This window comes from Xenorhabdus mauleonii (assembly GCF_900113945.1).
Taxonomy (GTDB): Bacteria; Pseudomonadota; Gammaproteobacteria; order Enterobacterales; family Enterobacteriaceae; genus Xenorhabdus; species Xenorhabdus mauleonii.
Genome location: NZ_FORG01000011.1, coordinates 112610 through 130817 on the forward strand (window position 1 = coordinate 112610; position 18208 = coordinate 130817).

Genomic DNA, 18208 nt, shown 5'->3' on the forward strand with positions numbered 1-18208 from the left:
TTAACATGTTATTAACATTTTAATTGCGGTAGGCAACTAAATGAAATATTCCAGACGGCAGCGAAACTGGATTTTAAGATGGTTGCTGTAAATGATTGGCTTGAATGTGAATGGTTCCTTATTACGTGTTCACGATCTCATTTGGTGGTGATAGGCAATATTGGGATAATAATACTCTATGATAGCAACATTTGAATAAATCCTGCCGCTGCTGCAAAGCTCGAAGAATCGCAAAACTGGCTGTACTCTTTGCATAGCAGTTGCCGTAGCGGTTCTGCTTAGATGATTGTCCGAAATACGACACTTAACACAACTGTGCCATTGAAATTTAACTATAGGTAACCAAAATGCTCAATGTTGACGATCATGTTTGTGATAAGCAGTTTGGAATCGATGGATTGAAATTTGAGTCCAATTCTGTTGTTGAAATTAGCGGGCCTGGCGGTTGGTTTACCAAGAAATTGATGTCTAGTGAGGGCCCACTTATATCGGATTTCGTAACGCACGAATCAAACTTTCAGTATTCGACTTATGGTATTCACGTGGGTCAAGATGATCGGCTCACATTTATGGGTGAAAATGGTAAATTAATTCATGGATATTTCGTTGATTGTCGACAAGGCAGCTCAACTCTACATAAACTCGTTGCTCTTGAGTTTGCGCCAAGTGTTCACCGTCGACTCATCATTCCTCGAGGAGTTGCTCATACGTTTGATAACCTAGAACATATCGTAACCCGCGATGAACCCATTTGGTATTCCGATACAAACAATCCAGCTTGGAATATTGACAACGATCTTATCTCCGTTATACGAAATATTAAACTAGATTTATTCCCAATAATACAGGTTAATAAACATCGTCTTCCAGACGACGGGCATCTGTTTTTATCTAAACTTTCTCAGGCATTACTCGATAAACCTAAAAGTTACCTTGCAAGATATCCTGTAAAGATCGGCGCTACAGAACAGTTTATCATGTTAGAACCAAAGACATGGGGCGACGACGCCAATGAACTCGAAAGACTGCTCAATGTTCCAACTATTCCAGGCGTTGAGGTGAGACGCAATCGGTATGCGCTTACTGGCCCAAGCTCTTGGACACTTGTACCAAATACATCAGCATGCGTGGCTGACATTCTACATCTTCCCACTGCCATTGATGAGAATATTATAAACAAAACAAAATATCTCCATGCTCGAACTAAGAAATGCTACACGCTTCTGAATCATCAAGGATTAGATATTGAATTCGAGTTTGTCGATTTGCGAAATGATTCTGAAACTTTCGGGGTAAGTTCCCGTCTTAAAATAACCTGCGATCCCCGCATAAATATCACTATTGAGAATGGCATCGCCTATTCTATACGGTGTGCAAAGAATGTTTTAGTTCGCTGCGAGCATGAGGTGTTCGTCGATGAAAATGAACCTCGTAGCGACATTCCTATGTTCAACAACGACTTGATATTGATAACTGACGACATATTGGAATATGGGCTACAGCGTCCAAAGATACGCTGCCCTGACTCTGTTGTTTATCAGATGGCGAAGCTAGAACAACAGATGGAAATTACCGAATAGGGCTGTACTTTTTCTGTTATTCACTTATTAAATTCTTTTATTCATTTATTAGGAGATTCATATGAAACCTGTTCAAGATATATCTCTAGATTTCTGGAAAGAAGAACTGTCTTCTCTTGTTGCTTCGGCGAAGACGGAAGAAGAGCTTGCTGCACTGATCGCTTTCGAAAAGGCACTTAGTCCGTATCTCGATAAGCCTGGTTCATTACGAACTCTTCTTGGAAAGATTCAAGCTCCCACGACTAGTGCTATTGATGCCATTATAGCTGAAGGCAGCTTTCAAAACCTGAATGAATTGAAGGCCGTACTGCCAAAAGACATCGAAATTGTAACCGTCTAATTTAGAAAAAATAATTGTGCAGCCCTCCTCACTTTATAATCCCAAGGTGACCACTATTTTTGTGGCGCTTGGGGTTTTCCTCACATTATCTGAGGCCATTTATGATTTGGTGTTTGCTAATATTGCCTACACGATCACGGGCAAAACCATTTCCGTTACTACAACCTACGCGGTAGGTTATTGTGCAGAAATACTGGTTACTCTTCTCGGTGCTGGTTTCATCGATCGCTTCAACAAGTGGCGGCTATTTCTTGTGACACAAATAGCTAATATAGTTGTTTTCGCTGCAGCAGTAGTGGTTCTCAGCCGCGATAATACTACCGTCTCTCTTGTCTGGTTCTTTGCCTTCTTTGTTGATCTTATCCATCAATATTCACAACTTATCGTTTTTTCCTTGGTACCATTCCTATTCACAAAAGATGATATTCCTACTATCAATGGCACAATTGCAGTGTTTAACGGTATGGCTGGTGTACTAGGTCCAACTATCGGAACAATTGCAATTCTTTACGTGGGTCTCTCCATGTCACTTATGAGCTCAATTGCTTTCATGGTCGGTGCACTAATACTTACGCTCTTTCTCAAAATGGTAAATCCTGCACATGCCGCTATCACGAGCACGATTACTGGTAATAAAGAGTGTTTCAAAGACCGAATACAAGAAAGTGTGTTCAGCGCATCTGTAGCTGCATATAAGCTGCTAACACTCCCCCGTTGGCGCTGGTTTTTAGCATCATATTCAAGCTGTGTTCTGGTTATTGGCATCCTGGTACTTCTCTGGATTCCACTGCTTCGAGGTTTTCATGGATTTTCAGAGGCCACGACTGGCTATCTTGTGAGTACTGGAACACTTGGTGCCGTGATCGGAGGTTTCGTACTGCAACGTCATGCGAAACTCTCAAAGCTTACCGTCATATTGAAAGCTGCTCACTTCGTAATGGCATTCGGGGTCTGCTTTACTATTTTTTCCAGTGGTAACGCATATCTTGTTGGAATTGGAATGTTCACGTTTCACGTTGGAATGACTATGTACTTCCGCAGTGCTGCAAGCGTTATTCAGACAAACATCCCTAGAGAAGTTATTGGTAGTTGGTACGGAGCCATTGACTTTATCAGCCGCTTTATTGGCCTTATAGGCATCTTGCTTGCTGGCTGGGCGTTTGATGTGATTGGTCCATATGCTTTGTACTCTGTATTGTTGATTCTGCTTCTCGTCAGTGTACTCAATTGGCGAAAAGATAATAACTCCATTAGCTTATAAATAATATTGAGATATCTTAAATATGACAATAAAACATTTATTTGAACCTCTTTCTTTACCTGACGATTGCCAGCAAGTATTGACTAGTATTGATGGCCTTTGCTTTGTCTCTAATTATTTGCTGGAAAGCCAAGCCCCTGAAAGCCACCCAGAAATAAAAATCCTCTCAAATACAGGTTCTATAATCGGTCACTTTGTGACCCACGGCATCGGGTTTAAATATTCCACCTTTGAGGTTCATGTTGGTCGATTAGATCGACTCACATTTCACTCATCAACATCCAAGAATATCACTGGTTACTTCATCGATTGCCGCCGAAACTCACCTTCGCGTGGCCGCCGTCTGTCTATGGAGTTTACAACGAGCACTTGGCGAAAGTTGATCATCCCATGTGGTGTTGCACACACATTCGAGAACATTGAGGGCGTTGTCACAAGAAACGATTTGACTTTGTTTGCGGATGCAAGTAATCCAACTTGGAATCTGCTCAATGATGTTCAGTTTTTCCCATGTACTACGGAGGGTATCAGCAACGCTCCCGAATTTGATGTCAACACAATGGAAATTCCGTTGACGGCCTCGACTATGTTTTATGGGGTACAGCGTCAGTTACTTAAAGGGGGGCAGCCGCGATTGTCCTCCGAAATTCAGGCGACGATTGCAGGCAAGGACATTAGGTTAGTTTTGAGTTCCTCACAAGATAGTAGTGCAACTGCTCAGTTACCAAGCATTGAAAACGGTCCAATTGGCTGCTACTTTTCGCTGAACAGCTTCAGCAGTATCGCAGAAGCATCATGGATGATAATTCCAACCACGGAGTCGTGTGTCGCCGATTGGGTGATTATAGACATGGAAGCAGAGGAGAGTGTTTGGTTTTCGTATCACACGAGGCAAACTGTCTTCCACACATTCCTTGATAGAGAAGGATCTGCAATTATTCTTGAGGTGGCCGACCTTCGCGTGGGAAGCTCAACATTTGGGCGGCGAGCTGTGTGCCGCTTTACTAGCAATCCGCGTTTCCACATACGAATTCCTTCTGGAGTTGCGTACCGGTATACGGCAGCTGGTCTCCATGCAGTACGAGTTGAGTATGATATGTTTATTGATTCTAACGAACCACGTTTTGATTTACCCCCCATGGGGGCGGATCGAGTGAATCTTCCTGCCGAAATGCTCGATACTGCGGATGGGGTTAATCCTCCAAACCTTCCACTTCCTGCATCTGTATTACAAATGATGGCGCGGTATGAATACGAAACCACTGAGTTGAACTGGGAGAAGGACCTCCAAGCCGAAAGGGTTCGGTTGAGAAACGCAATACTGCGCTAGCCGTCTGTGGGGTAGTGACCGGGTAGCTGCGATAACCGCCAACTTTTTCCTCTTTCTCTTTTGTATCAAAAGCGAACACTTTTTACACAGTTGCGCCCGCAGCTAATTTTTCTGTGAAACCAAGTGTTTTGGTGTTTCAAAATTCATCTCAAAAACAAAATGTCAATATTTATCTCTCCGAACAAGACTACGCCAACATTTTACACGTATTATGAACAGATCCGTAAGTGTGGTACAACCTTAGCCGCCGTCTCCCGTGAAGCCGGACTCCATTCATCAACATTAGCCAACGCACTATCACGTCCGTGGCCGAAAGGCGAATGGATTATTGCAAATTGCCTTAAACTACATCCCTCAGAGATTTGGCCTAGTCGATATTTCGATCGGGATGGTCAACTGCTAGAACGTACACCTCGCTATACGACTCAGAAATAACCACTAACTTGTTGCAACATGCAGAAATTGCAGTGGTACACTGTGAGTGATAATTCTATCTCTCTGAAACAGCGGTGTATCAATCAGGAAGTTCCTCATAGCTCGCTCTCACTGAGCTATAAGGAACTAAACCCGCTTCATATGGCGGGTTATCCGTGAATTGAGGGGATAAGTTTAACTCCCGCTGCTCGGGTTATCTCTGTTAGCGTAGAAAGCGTCGGATTGCCTGATTCGGATAACGTCCTATAGAGCTGTTGACGAGATAAACCTGATTTTCTAGAAATTTCGCCAATATCTCCGCGAGCCTCCACAACACGACGGAGTGCGGTTAAAAACGAAGGGATCCCTCCTTCTTCATAAATATCTTCTAATGCCGTCTGTAAGTAGATTTCAGCGTAATCAGGGTCGGCTCTCAGCTCTGCAATCATAGCTGCCTCATGACCCACTGAACGTGAAAAATTACCATTAGTTGTCACAGGAGCAGCCTCTTTAGTTTTACTCATTTTCATTAGGTTTCCTCGCCTTATAGTCCTGTAGATACTCAATTTTTGTTGACCACAACAGTTTTTAGCCAAGGGGTTTTGTTGAATACGAAAGGCAATGGGAAAAGGATAAACATGTGTCCGGAAGCTCTTGTCCCCTACAGGAAGAGAAAGGCCTACCCCAGAGCGGTGCTCAGAAAAGCCACCAAGTATCCGAATAGGCCAAGAAAAACAACCCAGTGTGCTTAAACGATTGGCATTAGTGATTATATTATGGCTTTAGCCAGTTTAAGAAGCCACGTTTGACATGGCTTCTTAGTAAACATCAGAGATGAAATGCAACTCGCTTTCCGGTTGGAAGTGTTACGTCCAAGCTTAATTCTCCACCTAACGCTTTCACATAGCGTTTAAGTGTTGACAGCCTCGGATCGTTGTCGGCTTGCTCCATACGAGCAACAGAGGGCTGTTTAACTCCCATAACAGCAGCCAACTCTGTTTGTGAGATATTCAGTTCATCACGCAACATGCTAAGAGCAATCTGGATGCTGACTTCTTCAACCCGCTCCGCCACACGCGCCTGCATTTCAGGACTTTCTTTAGCCAAAAGCTCTCTGTAAGTAGCCATGATTATTTCTCCAGTTTTGCAAGATGTTTACGGTATTCCGAATCAGCCAGCCTAATCATATCATTATAAAAGCGTTTCTCGTTTACACCTGTTTTATCGCCCGCACACAAGACAATGGCTCGGCGTGTAGGATCAAACGCAAAAAATGCCCTGATAGGATTACCTGCATGTTGTATACGCAACTCCTTCATATTAGAAAAATTGGAGCCATTTAACGTATCAACATATGGCCTACCAAGTTTTGGTCCGAATTTTTCCAATATGCCCATAGCCTCATAAACTGATTCCCTGAGAGCGTCTTCTTGAGTCAAAAACCACTCATCAAAGCACTCGGTTGTTATGATTTCCCACATAGTGAACCTATAGCCTATTCATTATAATTAATAATATAACGAATAGGCTATAATTTCAAGAAAAACAGCCCAATGTGAGATCAAGCCTCTAGTAGTTAAATTGCTTAGAAAATTTACTGACCATTCCCGGTATGGGTCGTCGATTGCTGCGCCTTTTGTCAGTGAAATTAATCCTGAGCAATTCTCGCATGGCCGATAGCTCTCAGCTTGATGTGGATTCATGAAGGCACCGCCAAACTGGTTCGCATTACATTACCTGGCGCATTTTGAATCTTGCCGGGTGCCCATGGTTGTCATAAAACTAGTTGTCCGCTTTAATCCGGTGCTCTTTCAGCAATTGCTTGAGAATATCGGGAACGGATTGGAGCTGAAATATGCGACTGTCCTGATTGAGCGTTATTCGCCACATTTCCGGCAGCACACTAATCCTACAGCGATATCGGTTTGACCTCTGTACTGAAAAAGGAGCAATTTAAATGCTGCCAACACCACCATGTACAATGTGACTTAGTTTTGTGCCACAAAATGGTTTAACTTGGCAACATCAAGACTGCCTGTTATCTGCAGTGCAACAGGAATATTGTAGGCAATAGAATGGGTGTCGCTTATCTGACTCAGATACCACAGCCTTAACTGAGAACTTGTAACAGAGGACAGAGCTTCTTCTTTTTGATTTCCATTGTTATTTTCCTGATGAAGTTTCAACCACTCCATGAATGATTCTCCGCCCTCCTTTTCATCAGCATGCCTTTCTTTTTTACTCTGCTCAGTGTTGCTTGCGCTACTTAATTGCTTAACCTTTCTGGCAATTTCTATCTTCTTTTCAGCGGAAAAAGAAGCCATACGCTTGAATGGATTTTTCAAGTTCGATGTCCATGTTCGATGTCCATATAGTTTGAATAAACAGGAGTTGGGGAGAGCATTAAACAGCTAAACTGGCTGCCCAAACTTAAGTAAATTTCCACTTGGATCAATTAGGTGGAACTCCAACATGCCCCCATGGAGTTTCCGCAAGCGGAGAGACTTCAGTCTGCGCTTGTAGTTCTTGAAACACACTTTGGATATCTTACGAAAATATAGCAAGAAGTGTTCTCTGCAATGTACTTATCGTTACATGCCCAAAAATGGATTTCAGCTTCCCCTCTGCTAATTATCGCATATTCATTAGAAACAAAATTGTCGCAATGGAACCCAAGTTTACTTGTGTAAAAGCCAACCAATTCATCTAGATCCAATGCAGCCAATACAGGGACAGCCTCCCAATCGCTCATACATTTTCCCTTTTATTTATATATAATTTTTAAACGCTCAGCCGGAATTACCCCAAATTTTGCCTATATCTAACCCCACCTACATAAATCCGGCTTGATCATTTTGTTGTCATCCTCTGGCAATGCTGATTTGGCATCGTAATTTATAAAAGTATTGAACCACCGCATTTATTTTTAATTTAGCCCGCATTTTTTGTTGCCGCAAATTATAACGTTACGCTACGATTTCCCTCGCTTAAGGGCGGGTCTGGGGGGTGAGGTTAGCTTTTTCGACGATTGCATAACTTTGATATCAGCGCGAAACCAGATACCTAAAAGCGAACAGGCCGCCCAGTGCGGCCTTTTGACTTTTGGGAGAACTATGATCCAGAGAATTGCGGTGATCAGCACCATGAAAAAACCCGTGATGGTGCGGGCTGTGTTTAACGACGGTGAGTTGATTTTAGAAGACCGGAAACTGCTGCCGACAAAACGAAAAGCGATGCTGAACGCGTTGTCAAAAGACCTGCCGAAAATGGTCAGGGCGGGATTTAAGGTGCTGGTGGAGGAGATCAGCGGTGACATCGCCGGGCATCTTGGCGCTGTCAGTGTCCAACTGAGCGATAAGCACCATGATGGCCGTCCCGTGATTGTCGTTGCCGTGGGGCGCTACAATGAGCTGAAACGGCAAGGCAGCATCCTTTATCCCCCGACGGGAAAAAATTTGTATGAGATTTCCCCCTCCCTGCTGGATGTGGAATTTAATACGGCCGGGGAGCCCATTTATCGCATTGACTGGGAGTCACTCACCCCCGAACACATCCTGATGCTGCTGGTGGTTTACAGCACCCAATTCAACAATGTGGCTTCGGACACGTACATTAAGGCCATGCAAACTGCGGCGGTGGATAGCGCCCCTACCCTATTCACATCACTGTTTAACCTGGTCAGTGCCTATGACAAAAACGTCGAACGGGACACCGTGTCTTCACCCTTAACCGGTACGCGTATCGATAAAAATACGGTGATCTTATGAGTGCCTATTCACGACTGGATGACCGTTGCATTGCCGACCCGATCATTCGCGCCTACCTGCACCGGGAGATCATCGCCCAGTCTCAGCTGTACGACCATGCCAGCAATATCGCCTACACCCTCAAACCCGATGAGGAGTTCAGAGCCGATTTGGTCGCCTACCGGGTGTATAAAAATGCCGTGCTGCGGTGGGTGGTCAGGCTGGTGGCCGGGCATGAAAGCGAGCTGGAACCCTTGCCGATCGGTGACACCCTGTCTTTGCCTTCTGCCGCCTGGATACGCGATAGGGTCAGGCACTACGCTGATACCCCGGAGGTGATGAATGATTAATTTTTCCCGTACCGAGACAGGCCGGTATGAGACAGCGGGGTTGCAACCCCGGGAATTTAACCGGCTGTTCAATCAAATCACCCAAGATCAACAGGCCAAACGCCGCCGACGCAAGGCCGGCAGGCTGCTCACGCCATCACTGTTGAAGAATAAGCAGTTTGATGATGTGATTGCGTTGGGAAAGAAGCGTGACGGCACGTTATTCACCCAAGACGACCTGAAGGCATTTGAACAAAACCGGCAAAAAGTCCGCACGGGGTTTCAGACCGGCACCGCCGGGATAACCTATCCCCAATTGATAGCCAGCTGCACCACGATTGATGTCAAACGGGCAAACAATACAGTCGATGATGGCTCCGGCATCAAAACCGCCGCCTTTATCGGTATGGAACACAATATTGCCCTTATCAGCGTCACGGCCTCCGACCAATCGAAAGACAAGCATCACCGCGTGAAAATCCGCTTTGAAGAATGGGATACCGCGCTGGAGCACCTGTCAGTAGCAGAAAACAACACGTCGCGTGTGGTGCGCCAGCTGTGCGCTGGCCGGATGTCGTTTGATTGTGACTGTGGGCGCCATCACTATTGGTACCGCTACATTGCGACCGCCGGCAATTTCGCGGTCAGTCCCCCAAAAGAATACATTTACCCCAAAATCAGGAACCCAAACTTAAAAGGGGTGGCGTGTAAACACGTCATTCATGCCATGACCCGCATGCAGGCCGGCACCTGGCAATTGCAGGTTGGCCGGTTGTTGCAGAAAAACGCCCGCGCCACCCACTTTGGGGATGATGAGAAAAAAACCACGACGTTTTTTGGGAAAGACCAGCTGAAACAGCTTAACCGGAACCGAAAAAGTCAAACCAACCACACCGCGATAAAAAGTGAATACCAACGTTATCAACGGCGTCTGGCGGCACTGGAACAAAAACTCGAGCAAGATCCCAAGAAGCTGAATGCCTTGCGTTCACAGCTACAGAAAGTGAAAAAGCTCACCGATGCACAACGCCTGAAACTGCAAAAGAAGCAGGCACACATCAACCGCATGAAAGCCCGGGAGCAGCTGTTAAAGCAGCAGCTGAAAGACGCGTTCAGCCTAAAAAAACAAGCCTTCATGGATGCACTCATCATGTCAGGGAAGAGTCCAAAACAAGCTGAAATCGCCTTCAACGAATACATGAATAAACAAACTAAAGGTCACGCATGAGCCGCTATGACACCTGGCTGGATGAGATACCAGACAATGAAATAACCGGGATGGACTCCGCGGAGTTACGATCCAACACAGACTGTGCTCGGCAAGCGCCGGAGCTGGTGGATTTAGAGGCAATCCACACGCCACCAGAAACGGCGACGGCAGACGAAAATCAGGCGCAGCCATCACACGCCGTTTTGCCCGTGAATTTAGCCACCCAAGGGCAGGATATCAGCCTGAAGCCCCGCTACCAGGGACACGCCCCCTTAAATGATCTCGTTCGTCAGGACTGGATGACGATGGTAGAGGGCGATCCTGACAGCTATGATGCGTTACTCTATCGTCCCGTGGAGGATGCCCCTACACTGTCTCATGGCGATAGTCTTGAACTACCGGCTTTTACGGAGTTCAATAACCATCAACGCGAGCTTTCCTATACCGATCCGCAAACAGTGAGGGTGCTGGACTGCCCTGATGAACGCGAATCCTTTACGGCCGTCGATACGGATGACAATCAAGATGGGGGCGTTGATGATTTTCTAGTGGTCAGGGTCGCCACCACCGGCGCACCGGTCGGTTCGATATTGGAATGGAACGAAGCCTTGTCTGATGGGCACGTCGCCCGCCGATTCTGGTACGTATTGCGTATTTTTACGTATGGCACGGCCTCTGTAGGCTCACTCTATTACTGCATCCCCGCCCGCAATTTCAGCCAGTCCGCCTTAGGTACAGACCATGAGTAAAAATGAAGACAACGATGTTCTCATGCGCATTAAGTCGCTGAAGCTCAAATCCAACGGGGAAAGGGAAGTCAGCGGTTTTCGGGGCATTGATATTGCCGTCGGCAACCATATAGCCGCCTGCCTGAAAGGACTCACGGTAAATCAGCCTGACAGGCACAATCAAGGGTTTATTGACTTTCTCCGCCGTCCAGCGGGCGATCAGGTACTGCTTGGCCGTTTCGACGATATCAAGGATTTCATGCGAACCCTGCGCCAGGCGAAAGTCGGCAGAAAAAGCCAGTCAGATAACCCCTATGCCAATCCGGACGCCCTGCCCGTGATTAACCTCTCCCGCACCATGGATTACGATGTGATGCCGAACGACAGACAGATAAGGCGGGACAGGTATGGCGAGGTTTTTGAGGATAACACGGTGGTGGCGGTTCTGGACGCCCACCCCGTCAACCTGGTTTACGATATTGTTGTCCTGTCGGCGGAGAAAGAGCCGTTATCGCTCCTGTGCAATGCGATTGCCGTTCACTTTGCCACGATGATTTCCACCGGCTTTCATGCCCGCATCAATATAGCCCATGCGGAAGTCGACATTGAGTGTGCGTTCAATGATGCCAGAGACATTGCGTTTTCAGATGTGTCATTGCCGGTAATGGAAGACCGCCTCTTTGGCGCCAAAGCCAGCATAAAGGTACAGGCCGATATCATTATGGCGCATGCCGTTGTCCCGCAGGTTGAAAAAAACGTCGTCAACACCCCCAAGGTGACGCCCAGAGGCCAGCATGGTACAGCAATCTAACCAGTATTTTTTACAGTCCCTTGAGATTAACGGTGAAGTCTTACCGCGCGAATCGGTGACCTCCGTCGCCTACATCGAAATCGCCAAATTGGAAGCGCCGCTGTTGCTGCTGAGTGTCCGTGACGTCACCGGCTACGTGCTGGATAACATGGGGGTAAAAGAAGGAGCAGTGATAACGGCCACCCTGGGCGATCCCGAAGGCGAACAGGCTTTATTTAAAGAAACATTCTCTATCGTGTCTGCGCCGCTCAACAGGGATACCGTGACCATCACCAGTATCGCGATACCCATGCGCACGCTGCTTATTCCCACCAGCACCCCCCGCTTTTTTGTTGATGCTGAACCCGAGAAGGTGATCCGCTCTCTGGCAAAAGGCCTCCATCCCGTCACTGACCCCTTTAACCGGCTGGGTACCTATCATTTAAACATGGGGCAAAAACCGGCCACGCTGATCCGGCAAGTAGCAACAGACCACGGGGCATTGACCTGGACAGCCCGCGGTCAGCTGCATTTGAAATCGATGATCGACCTCATCAAAACCAAACCCGCGTTCACCTACGAGTACAATAACCCGCAAGCGCGGTATCGTATTACCAAGATGCGTAACCTTAACGCCGATTTTGCCGTCACGGCCGCCAAACAGCACCGCTATGTCGGTTACTCCATGACGGAAGGCTATCGCTCGTTCGGGGAGGCTTCACTGCCGGTGAAAATGGTGTCAGATGCCGACATGGGGACATTACAAAATCGGGGGCGGGTTCTGATCCCAAAACTGGATATCGAATGTACGGGCAATCCGGCAATTCAGGCGGGTTCCGTGATACAGGTGGTTATCCATCGTTATGATCCGGATAACCGTATTGATGAGTCCATCCCCAAGAATATGATTGTCGAGCGTGTGACACAGTTTGAAGAGCGTATTGCCTACAGTACCCGCATGATCCTGGGGGTACCCAATGCGTAACGCGCTCTATGGCAGCCACCGGGCAAGAGTCATCGCGACAGAGCACCCTGCCGGGCTGATGAAAGCCCAGGTGAAACTGTTATCATTGTGGGAGGGTATACCCGATGAGGCGTTACCGTGGGCGGAGTATCGCCTGTCAGTCGGGGGCGCATTTACTCCCGCCGTCAAAGGCGATCTGGTCTGGGTTGAGTTTCCCTATGGGGGCGACAGTCGCTATCCCATGATCACCGGAGCCGCCCAGGACGCCCCTAACGGTATCCCGAACGTCGCGCCGGAAGCCGCCGGCCAAGGGGGTGCCTATGAAGCCCCTGCCGTGGCGGGTGCTCCCCCCTTGCCAGCCCTATCACCAACGAAAGATTTTGTGTATAAGCGCAATAACTTACTGGTCATTCATACCGCCGGAGGGGGTATCTCAATAACCAACATGGCAAGCGGGGCATGTATCGCGATGAATGAAGCCGGGGACGTATTCCACCATGCGACCGGAGATTTTTTTCTGAATGTAGGAGGCAAAACAACGATAAAGTCTCAGGGGGAAATGACCTTTGAGAGTGCGGCGGGGTTTAAAGCGAAGGCGCCAGAATTCAGTTTTTCGCAGTAATCATTCCGGTCAATATAACAAAAGTAGATCGGTTGGGCGGGAAATAAAAAATCCATACAACCGATTTAACAAAACATATCACTAGCCATTATTTAATCACAGATGATTATGTGGATCTTGCGTCTGGTGCAACACCGCTAGCACTTCAATACCCGTTGGAACTTCCCGATAATAGATAATATGACTCTCGACGGGAAAACTCAGCACACCAGAATGCAGATCTTCACTGCGATCACGCCCGGGGGATGGGTAACGGTCAAGAATTTCCGTCATCGTCACACGCAGCGAAGTTGCATAAGCCTCCGCAACATGCGTTCCCCACCGCCGCATAGAATAAAGTCTTATTGCACGAATATGTTCTCTGGCTTTCTTAGTAAACCGAACACTCATCCCTAAGCCTTACTCTCCAGTTCATCTATCGTCAACGGGGAAAACACATCATCAATACTATGTAATTCGCCACGATCAGCTTGTGCAATGGATTCCGCCAGCACCGCTTTTAAACTCTCTAATTTGAGGTTGGTGTACAGATCATATTCTTCAGGAGAGATAACCACGGCCACAGGCTTGCCGTGCTTATTAATTTGCACAGGTTCACGTTGCACCTTCATAAGCAGGTCACCAAACTGGTTCTTGGCTAATTGAGCAGGAATAATTTCCATACATCACTTTCCGTCTAAAATGGCTTGAATAGCTATTATAGCTAAAAGTTCAAAGAATCACCAGACTCACTGTGATCTCAAATCGCTTGGTTAATAGTGGTGAAAATATGAAAGTAGCTTATTCTGATAGATAGTTACTTTAACCAATCCAGCTGGTAAATAGGCGGGGTGAGTATTGAGCTAATCGGGAGGACGAACCATGTCATTGGGAATATGGGGAACAGAGTTACTAAAGAGAAATTTCGACGAAGCCTATTACCTTGGCGACCATCAAGCGTTCATGCAATGGTGTATTCTTAATCAATACGATCCCGATGATACGTTAAGCAACGAAAAATTTAAGAATATTTCTAGCGTTGATCTGGGTAATATTCGCCGCAGTATCAGCATGTTATACACGGGTAACTGTGGTGCGCTAGCAGATTATTTCCTGAGTCATTCCGTTACCCGAACTCCCGTAGGTAATGATCTCGTTGAACATATATTGCAAACTTTCGATTTCAATCAAAGTGGCCTATTCAGGATCACCATCGGAAACGCCTCCAACGGAAACGCCTCCGAAGGAAACATACACACCTTCATCGGAATACTCAAAGCCAATAATGATCAGGAAATAGAAATCCTTCAAGCCTGGAATAATAAATACTCAGTGACGGACTGGCTAAAAAAGAAACAGAATGTGTTCAGCATTTCGGAATTCGTCAATAACCTGAAAAACTTATCAAGCCTAGATTCCTTCGAGGAAGCCAGTAACGCTCTGTTTTCAACCTTGGAGAAAAAGAATCTACTGGAAAGGCAGGCCTACGTCACAAAATTCGCCTTCAAAGCGCTCGACTCTGCGAAAATGAACTCAATTCTCCATGGCGAACTCAATCGTTTCAACCTCAATGCTCCCCATTCTCGGGTAGCGAATATTGATCTAGAGCGCCGTTAGGCGGCCATCTACTTGGCTACGGGAAATACTCAGAACCATGGCTCCGAGACGGGTGTTGTACTGGCAGTCACTATAGCTGTTAACGGGGTAAACGATGGTGCTCAAATCAGTGGGGGGCGAAATCCGACAGGACTATAATATGCATTTCCCCCTGATGGCGCCCTTGTGTGCTCTCCTGTTGGCGTTTGTTCAGATCGCACAATTCGGACTGAGTTCCCTTTAAATGCTCTACTCTCCCGCACACCTATCACCAATATGGCAAGAAGCCGGGGATGTGTTCCACCATCCGACCGGGAATTTTTTCTTGAATGTAGGAGGCAAAACAACGATCAAGTCTCAGGGGGAGATCACCTTTGAGAGTGCGTCAGGATTCAAAGCAAAAGCACCAGAGTTCGGTTTTTCGCAATGAGAATGTAAATAGCAGGGTAGTAAATACGTTGCGCTACAAGTCATTATTTATCTACCCTACGCCTTCGACAAAAGATGCAAACTTAGGCTAATCAAATAAATGAGCCGCACCAATTAAAGGAATTAGGCGGGCTAACACTTCATCCATCACGTCCGGTTCAGCTATAACCGCAAAATTTGATTTTCTTTCTTGCCACGATAAAGTCTGAATCAAACTTGCCGCAACGACACTTGGCTTTTCCAGATTACTGATCGGCACCTCAGTAGCGCCTCCGCGAATACTTGTACTGATCGGACATATGATAACCAGACCCGTTTTTTTATTATATTCCTCACTGGAAAGGACAAGGGCTGGCCGGATTTTTCCTATTTCCTTTCCTTTAACAGGTTCAAAATCAAGAAAAATGATATCATTTCGTTTGGGTAAATATGGAGGCATCATTCACCTAGTTCAGCGGAGGTTATCACGGCCAACTCGTCCGCATGTGCGTTATACTCATTCAAGCCTGCGAGTAGGTCAGCTTCAGAAAATATTTTTCTTTCTTTTCTCGGCGTTAAAATAATTCTTCCGGAATCCACTTTCATATCTAGTGCCCCCCCAATTCTCAAGCCAATCTGATTAAGAATATTCGTAGGTATAATGATACCTTGGCTATTACCCCATTTTTTAATGGCTATTGTCATAGCAACCTCAACATTACATGTTTATACATAGTATAAACCATGTATAAACATCACACAACACATCAAACTGAGCATAAGACTACGGTAAATTAACGGTTGGATAATGACTGAGCGAACTCTTCAATCTGCTTTTATTTGCGGATTACGATTATAATAACATTCTAACTACTTATTTAGTTTTGATAAAATCGATGTCCGTATTGCTAAACAGGTGTCCTTTTGATGTTCAACGTTTTTAAAAACACCCTCATCTACCAGTTATCACGCGCGGTGCCGAATCTCACCGAAGCGGACTTACTTACCCTTATGCCACAGCGTGCATTTACGCCCTGTCATCCGCATGAGGCTTCCCGTCTGGGCTGGTTAATGCATGATGCCCGTCCAGCGATGTTTGTTCACGGTCATCATATGCTGGTTGTGGCCATAAGGGAGAAAAAAGACATTCCGGCCGCCATTATCAAAGAACACCTGAAGGCGAAACGCGCTAAATTGGAGTCAGTGCAAGCGCGAAAATTGCGCCGTTCTGAAATAGCGCAAATCAAAGATGACGTTATCCAGGAACTCTTACCCCGCGCATTCCCAAAGCGGAACACCATTCAAATGTGGATTGACGTTGATAGCGGCTTAATTTCCATTGATACCACGTCCCCCCGTACCGCTGAGCATGTGCTGGCGCTTCTTCGTCGAACGTTGGGATCCCTGCCCGTTGTCCCTGTTGCTACAGAAACCCCCTTTGAACTGGGGATGACGAACTGGCTAAAAGACGCGAGTACCCTGCCGGCCAAGCTGCGCCTCAGTGAGAAAATTAAAAAAGCCGATCTGATTTATGACGATGGGGAAGTCCGTTTCAACAAAGAAGACAGGCTGAACAACGACGAAGCCGTTTCCATGCTGTTAGAGCAAGGTCGCCAGGTTTGTACGCTCGGCATCCATGTTGATACCCAATACGGACTGGATTTAGAACTCACCCACTCCTGCAAATTGAAAAAACTCCAGTTTGGTGAAGTATTTTCAACACAAAATCAGGCTGAAGAGGACGAATTATCCCGTGAATACGCGGATTTTATCTTAATGGTGAATGAGCTACGCACGGCTTACACCCTCATTTTTGACGCACTGGGCAAACTACAGACACCCAGGGAATAACCATTTTATCAAGGTGAACAATGTCTGCCGTGGGGACGAAAAATTCAATTTGTTCCAGGCATGGGGGATTTCCGCCCCGCCCTTCCTCCGAAGGTGAAGCCCTGGTAAAAGTCAATGGTGTTCCTGTGCTGGTGGACGGGAATGTGTTTCCTGATCACACTGACAGTAACAGCACCCATAACGGCACCGCTATCAGCACCAGGCCGTGGTTTACGGTGAACGGAAAAGCCCTTTGCTGTGTGGATGATCCGGTTTCGTGTGGCTCTGTTGTGGTGTCTGGGGACGCCACTTTTAAGGTAAGCTAAATGTTAAACAATGAAAAACAAATCGCCGCCTTCAGGGCGTTGGCCGCGGAAGGACTGCACCCTCCCGCTGCGCTGGGCATCGCCAAATCGACCGCGGATAATGCCCTCGAAAAAGCCGCGTTACTTCGTCAGCTCGTGAAGGCAGAAACCCGCTATCCCGCTTCAGTCACTTATGCCGTGAACAAAGTGACAGATGTCATTGGCAAATTAACGGTTTCGGCCAACGCGGCACATGCGTTCCATAACGCCATCAATGGCTATCAAAACCCGTCCCCATTGACCCAGATGCGTATTGGCTGGGCATGTTATTTAAAAGGCCACCTGTTACCCGACAACACCCCCTTTTATTTGATTGAAGCGATTGCGGATACCGACATAACAACCACCCAACACCGGCTCGTTGCGGGGATTAATACGGGTGATATTCAGGCAGCAATGAAAGAGATCAATTCACGCTTGGATAATCGGCTGGGGGCGGGTGGCCTTATTCCAACCTTGAGCGACGAACAAATCACCCGGCTAACCGACACCGCGGAAGCATTGACGCGTTCACTTGAAAATCTTGATAAAGCCACTGAGGCCGTCAATCGTTTAGCCACACAGGCAAATGACTCTGCTAACCGGGCGCAAAAAGCCTTTAACGATGCCGTCAGCGTTTCAATTATCTCTGGCTTACTTGAAAGCCCGGTCATGACTGGCGCATTAAAAGCCATCACCCCCGTGTCTGTCATTGCCGCATTATCGTAGGAGCCATT

The 18208-nt window shown here is 46.7% G+C and carries 24 protein-coding genes and 1 pseudogene; 16 read left to right on the forward strand and 9 right to left on the reverse strand.

Annotated elements, in window-relative coordinates:
• Positions 1 to 347 precede the first annotated feature (347 nt).
• The 5 genes from BM100_RS12310 (at position 348) to BM100_RS12330 (ending at position 4946) form a co-directional block, all read left to right on the forward strand.
• The gene (locus tag BM100_RS12310) at positions 348 to 1580 is read left to right on the forward strand and encodes a dTDP-4-dehydrorhamnose 3,5-epimerase family protein (protein ID WP_211284504.1); all 1233 of its coding nucleotides are present in this window, start codon (positions 348 to 350) and stop codon (positions 1578 to 1580) included.
• Between the two features lie 61 nt (positions 1581 to 1641).
• The gene (locus tag BM100_RS12315) at positions 1642 to 1920 is read left to right on the forward strand and encodes a hypothetical protein (protein ID WP_092511349.1); all 279 of its coding nucleotides are present in this window, start codon (positions 1642 to 1644) and stop codon (positions 1918 to 1920) included.
• A gap of 16 nt (positions 1921 to 1936) precedes the next feature.
• The gene (locus tag BM100_RS12320; protein WP_211284505.1) at positions 1937 to 3181 is read left to right on the forward strand and encodes an MFS transporter; all 1245 of its coding nucleotides are present in this window, start codon (positions 1937 to 1939) and stop codon (positions 3179 to 3181) included.
• 22 nt (positions 3182 to 3203) lie between these two features.
• Entirely contained in the window at positions 3204 to 4511 is a 1308-nt protein-coding gene (locus BM100_RS12325) for a hypothetical protein (protein ID WP_092511353.1), read from the forward strand.
• A 159-nt stretch (positions 4512 to 4670) separates the two neighbouring features.
• Entirely contained in the window at positions 4671 to 4946 is a 276-nt protein-coding gene (locus tag BM100_RS12330; RefSeq protein WP_092511355.1) for a helix-turn-helix domain-containing protein, read from the forward strand.
• A gap of 149 nt (positions 4947 to 5095) precedes the next feature.
• Here BM100_RS12330 and BM100_RS12335 read toward each other — a convergent pair whose 3' ends face one another.
• The 5 genes and pseudogenes from BM100_RS12335 to BM100_RS12355 all read right to left on the reverse strand — a co-directional run bounded on the left by BM100_RS12335 (position 5096) and on the right by BM100_RS12355 (position 7270).
• Positions 5096 to 5455 (reverse strand): helix-turn-helix domain-containing transcriptional regulator, encoded by a 360-nt coding sequence (locus tag BM100_RS12335; RefSeq protein ID WP_092511357.1) that lies wholly within the window; start codon positions 5453 to 5455, stop codon positions 5096 to 5098.
• A gap of 298 nt (positions 5456 to 5753) precedes the next feature.
• Positions 5754 to 6053 (reverse strand): helix-turn-helix domain-containing protein, encoded by a 300-nt coding sequence (locus BM100_RS12340; protein WP_092511359.1) that lies wholly within the window; start codon positions 6051 to 6053, stop codon positions 5754 to 5756.
• Positions 6054 to 6055: 2 nt separating this feature from the next.
• Positions 6056 to 6406 (reverse strand): type II toxin-antitoxin system RelE/ParE family toxin, encoded by a 351-nt coding sequence (locus BM100_RS12345; protein WP_092511361.1) that lies wholly within the window; start codon positions 6404 to 6406, stop codon positions 6056 to 6058.
• Positions 6407 to 6713: 307 nt separating this feature from the next.
• Positions 6714 to 6827, reverse strand: a pseudogene (locus tag BM100_RS12350) (contractile injection system protein, VgrG/Pvc8 family); the annotation flags it as partial.
• Positions 6828 to 6913: 86 nt separating this feature from the next.
• The gene (locus tag BM100_RS12355; protein ID WP_092511363.1) at positions 6914 to 7270 is read right to left on the reverse strand and encodes a hypothetical protein; all 357 of its coding nucleotides are present in this window, start codon (positions 7268 to 7270) and stop codon (positions 6914 to 6916) included.
• 768 nt (positions 7271 to 8038) lie between these two features.
• Between BM100_RS12355 and BM100_RS12365 the strand changes: the two genes are divergently transcribed.
• The 7 genes from BM100_RS12365 to BM100_RS12395 are packed head-to-tail and all read left to right on the forward strand — an operon-like array spanning position 8039 to position 13314.
• On the forward strand, positions 8039 to 8692 hold the full coding sequence (locus BM100_RS12365) for a hypothetical protein (protein ID WP_092511365.1): 654 nt from the start codon (positions 8039 to 8041) through the stop codon (positions 8690 to 8692).
• Positions 8689 to 9021, forward strand: a complete 333-nt coding sequence (locus BM100_RS12370; RefSeq protein WP_092511367.1) for a baseplate protein — start codon at positions 8689 to 8691, stop codon at positions 9019 to 9021. The genes BM100_RS12365 and BM100_RS12370 overlap by 4 nt, the downstream gene beginning before the upstream one ends.
• Positions 9014 to 10228 (forward strand): phage tail protein, encoded by a 1215-nt coding sequence (locus tag BM100_RS12375; protein WP_092511369.1) that lies wholly within the window; start codon positions 9014 to 9016, stop codon positions 10226 to 10228. Before BM100_RS12370 ends, BM100_RS12375 begins: the two co-directional genes overlap by 8 nt.
• Positions 10225 to 10959: a hypothetical protein gene (locus BM100_RS23050; RefSeq protein WP_175494949.1), complete on the forward strand. Its 735-nt coding sequence runs from the start codon at positions 10225 to 10227 to the stop codon at positions 10957 to 10959. Before BM100_RS12375 ends, BM100_RS23050 begins: the two co-directional genes overlap by 4 nt.
• Positions 10952 to 11749 carry a hypothetical protein gene (locus tag BM100_RS12385; RefSeq protein WP_092511371.1) on the forward strand — a complete coding sequence of 266 codons (798 nt, stop codon included), beginning with the start codon at positions 10952 to 10954 and terminating at the stop codon, positions 11747 to 11749. Before BM100_RS23050 ends, BM100_RS12385 begins: the two co-directional genes overlap by 8 nt.
• Positions 11733 to 12713 (forward strand): hypothetical protein, encoded by a 981-nt coding sequence (locus BM100_RS12390; protein WP_092511373.1) that lies wholly within the window; start codon positions 11733 to 11735, stop codon positions 12711 to 12713. Before BM100_RS12385 ends, BM100_RS12390 begins: the two co-directional genes overlap by 17 nt.
• Positions 12706 to 13314 (forward strand): phage baseplate assembly protein V, encoded by a 609-nt coding sequence (locus BM100_RS12395; protein ID WP_244590669.1) that lies wholly within the window; start codon positions 12706 to 12708, stop codon positions 13312 to 13314. The genes BM100_RS12390 and BM100_RS12395 overlap by 8 nt, the downstream gene beginning before the upstream one ends.
• A gap of 96 nt (positions 13315 to 13410) precedes the next feature.
• Here the strand turns inward: BM100_RS12395 and BM100_RS12400 are convergent, their stop codons facing one another.
• The gene (locus BM100_RS12400; protein ID WP_092511375.1) at positions 13411 to 13704 is read right to left on the reverse strand and encodes a type II toxin-antitoxin system RelE/ParE family toxin; all 294 of its coding nucleotides are present in this window, start codon (positions 13702 to 13704) and stop codon (positions 13411 to 13413) included.
• A 2-nt stretch (positions 13705 to 13706) separates the two neighbouring features.
• Entirely contained in the window at positions 13707 to 13976 is a 270-nt protein-coding gene (locus BM100_RS12405) for a type II toxin-antitoxin system Phd/YefM family antitoxin (RefSeq protein ID WP_092511377.1), read from the reverse strand.
• A 199-nt stretch (positions 13977 to 14175) separates the two neighbouring features.
• Here BM100_RS12405 and BM100_RS12410 point away from each other — a divergent pair, with 199 nt between their 5' ends.
• Positions 14176 to 14910 carry a hypothetical protein gene (locus BM100_RS12410; protein ID WP_092511379.1) on the forward strand — a complete coding sequence of 245 codons (735 nt, stop codon included), beginning with the start codon at positions 14176 to 14178 and terminating at the stop codon, positions 14908 to 14910.
• Between the two features lie 496 nt (positions 14911 to 15406).
• Here BM100_RS12410 and BM100_RS12420 read toward each other — a convergent pair whose 3' ends face one another.
• Positions 15407 to 15760 (reverse strand): type II toxin-antitoxin system PemK/MazF family toxin, encoded by a 354-nt coding sequence (locus tag BM100_RS12420; protein ID WP_244590670.1) that lies wholly within the window; start codon positions 15758 to 15760, stop codon positions 15407 to 15409.
• The gene (locus BM100_RS23595; RefSeq protein ID WP_092511385.1) at positions 15757 to 16002 is read right to left on the reverse strand and encodes an AbrB/MazE/SpoVT family DNA-binding domain-containing protein; all 246 of its coding nucleotides are present in this window, start codon (positions 16000 to 16002) and stop codon (positions 15757 to 15759) included. Before BM100_RS23595 ends, BM100_RS12420 begins: the two co-directional genes overlap by 4 nt.
• Positions 16003 to 16224: 222 nt before the next feature.
• On the opposite strand from BM100_RS23595, the gene rdgC reads away from it, so the two are divergent.
• The 3 genes from rdgC to BM100_RS12440 are packed head-to-tail and all read left to right on the forward strand — an operon-like array spanning position 16225 to position 18200.
• Positions 16225 to 17148, forward strand: coding sequence for a recombination-associated protein RdgC (gene rdgC, locus BM100_RS12430; RefSeq protein WP_092511387.1), 924 nt, complete (start codon positions 16225 to 16227; stop codon positions 17146 to 17148).
• Between the two features lie 20 nt (positions 17149 to 17168).
• Complete coding sequence (locus tag BM100_RS23060; RefSeq protein ID WP_169924732.1) at positions 17169 to 17453, forward strand: PAAR domain-containing protein; 285 nt, start codon at positions 17169 to 17171, stop codon at positions 17451 to 17453.
• Positions 17454 to 18200: a hypothetical protein gene (locus BM100_RS12440; RefSeq protein WP_092511389.1), complete on the forward strand. Its 747-nt coding sequence runs from the start codon at positions 17454 to 17456 to the stop codon at positions 18198 to 18200. It begins immediately after the preceding gene.
• Positions 18201 to 18208: the final 8 nt, after the last annotated feature.

What these genes read in the sequence shown, in the direction of transcription:
- BM100_RS12310 (WP_211284504.1), top strand. Translation starts at nt 348, where the DNA reads ATGCTCAATGTTGACGATCATGTTTGTGATAAGCAGTTTGGAATCGAT.
- BM100_RS12315 (WP_092511349.1), top strand. Translation starts at nt 1,642, where the DNA reads ATGAAACCTGTTCAAGATATATCTCTAGATTTCTGGAAAGAAGAACTG.
- BM100_RS12325 (WP_092511353.1), top strand. Translation starts at nt 3,204, where the DNA reads ATGACAATAAAACATTTATTTGAACCTCTTTCTTTACCTGACGATTGC.
- BM100_RS12330 (WP_092511355.1), top strand. Translation starts at nt 4,671, where the DNA reads ATGTCAATATTTATCTCTCCGAACAAGACTACGCCAACATTTTACACG.
- BM100_RS12335 (WP_092511357.1), bottom strand. Translation starts at nt 5,455, where the DNA reads ATGAAAATGAGTAAAACTAAAGAGGCTGCTCCTGTGACAACTAATGGT.
- BM100_RS12340 (WP_092511359.1), bottom strand. Translation starts at nt 6,053, where the DNA reads ATGGCTACTTACAGAGAGCTTTTGGCTAAAGAAAGTCCTGAAATGCAG.
- BM100_RS12345 (WP_092511361.1), bottom strand. Translation starts at nt 6,406, where the DNA reads ATGTGGGAAATCATAACAACCGAGTGCTTTGATGAGTGGTTTTTGACT.
- BM100_RS12365 (WP_092511365.1), top strand. Translation starts at nt 8,039, where the DNA reads ATGATCCAGAGAATTGCGGTGATCAGCACCATGAAAAAACCCGTGATG.
- BM100_RS12370 (WP_092511367.1), top strand. Translation starts at nt 8,689, where the DNA reads ATGAGTGCCTATTCACGACTGGATGACCGTTGCATTGCCGACCCGATC.
- BM100_RS12375 (WP_092511369.1), top strand. Translation starts at nt 9,014, where the DNA reads ATGATTAATTTTTCCCGTACCGAGACAGGCCGGTATGAGACAGCGGGG.
- BM100_RS23050 (WP_175494949.1), top strand. Translation starts at nt 10,225, where the DNA reads ATGAGCCGCTATGACACCTGGCTGGATGAGATACCAGACAATGAAATA.
- BM100_RS12385 (WP_092511371.1), top strand. Translation starts at nt 10,952, where the DNA reads ATGAGTAAAAATGAAGACAACGATGTTCTCATGCGCATTAAGTCGCTG.
- BM100_RS12390 (WP_092511373.1), top strand. Translation starts at nt 11,733, where the DNA reads ATGGTACAGCAATCTAACCAGTATTTTTTACAGTCCCTTGAGATTAAC.
- BM100_RS12395 (WP_244590669.1), top strand. Translation starts at nt 12,706, where the DNA reads ATGCGTAACGCGCTCTATGGCAGCCACCGGGCAAGAGTCATCGCGACA.
- BM100_RS12400 (WP_092511375.1), bottom strand. Translation starts at nt 13,704, where the DNA reads ATGAGTGTTCGGTTTACTAAGAAAGCCAGAGAACATATTCGTGCAATA.
- BM100_RS12405 (WP_092511377.1), bottom strand. Translation starts at nt 13,976, where the DNA reads ATGGAAATTATTCCTGCTCAATTAGCCAAGAACCAGTTTGGTGACCTG.
- BM100_RS12410 (WP_092511379.1), top strand. Translation starts at nt 14,176, where the DNA reads ATGTCATTGGGAATATGGGGAACAGAGTTACTAAAGAGAAATTTCGAC.
- BM100_RS12420 (WP_244590670.1), bottom strand. Translation starts at nt 15,760, where the DNA reads ATGATGCCTCCATATTTACCCAAACGAAATGATATCATTTTTCTTGAT.
- BM100_RS23595 (WP_092511385.1), bottom strand. Translation starts at nt 16,002, where the DNA reads ATGACAATAGCCATTAAAAAATGGGGTAATAGCCAAGGTATCATTATA.
- rdgC (WP_092511387.1), top strand. Translation starts at nt 16,225, where the DNA reads ATGTTCAACGTTTTTAAAAACACCCTCATCTACCAGTTATCACGCGCG.
- BM100_RS23060 (WP_169924732.1), top strand. Translation starts at nt 17,169, where the DNA reads ATGTCTGCCGTGGGGACGAAAAATTCAATTTGTTCCAGGCATGGGGGA.
- BM100_RS12440 (WP_092511389.1), top strand. Translation starts at nt 17,454, where the DNA reads ATGTTAAACAATGAAAAACAAATCGCCGCCTTCAGGGCGTTGGCCGCG.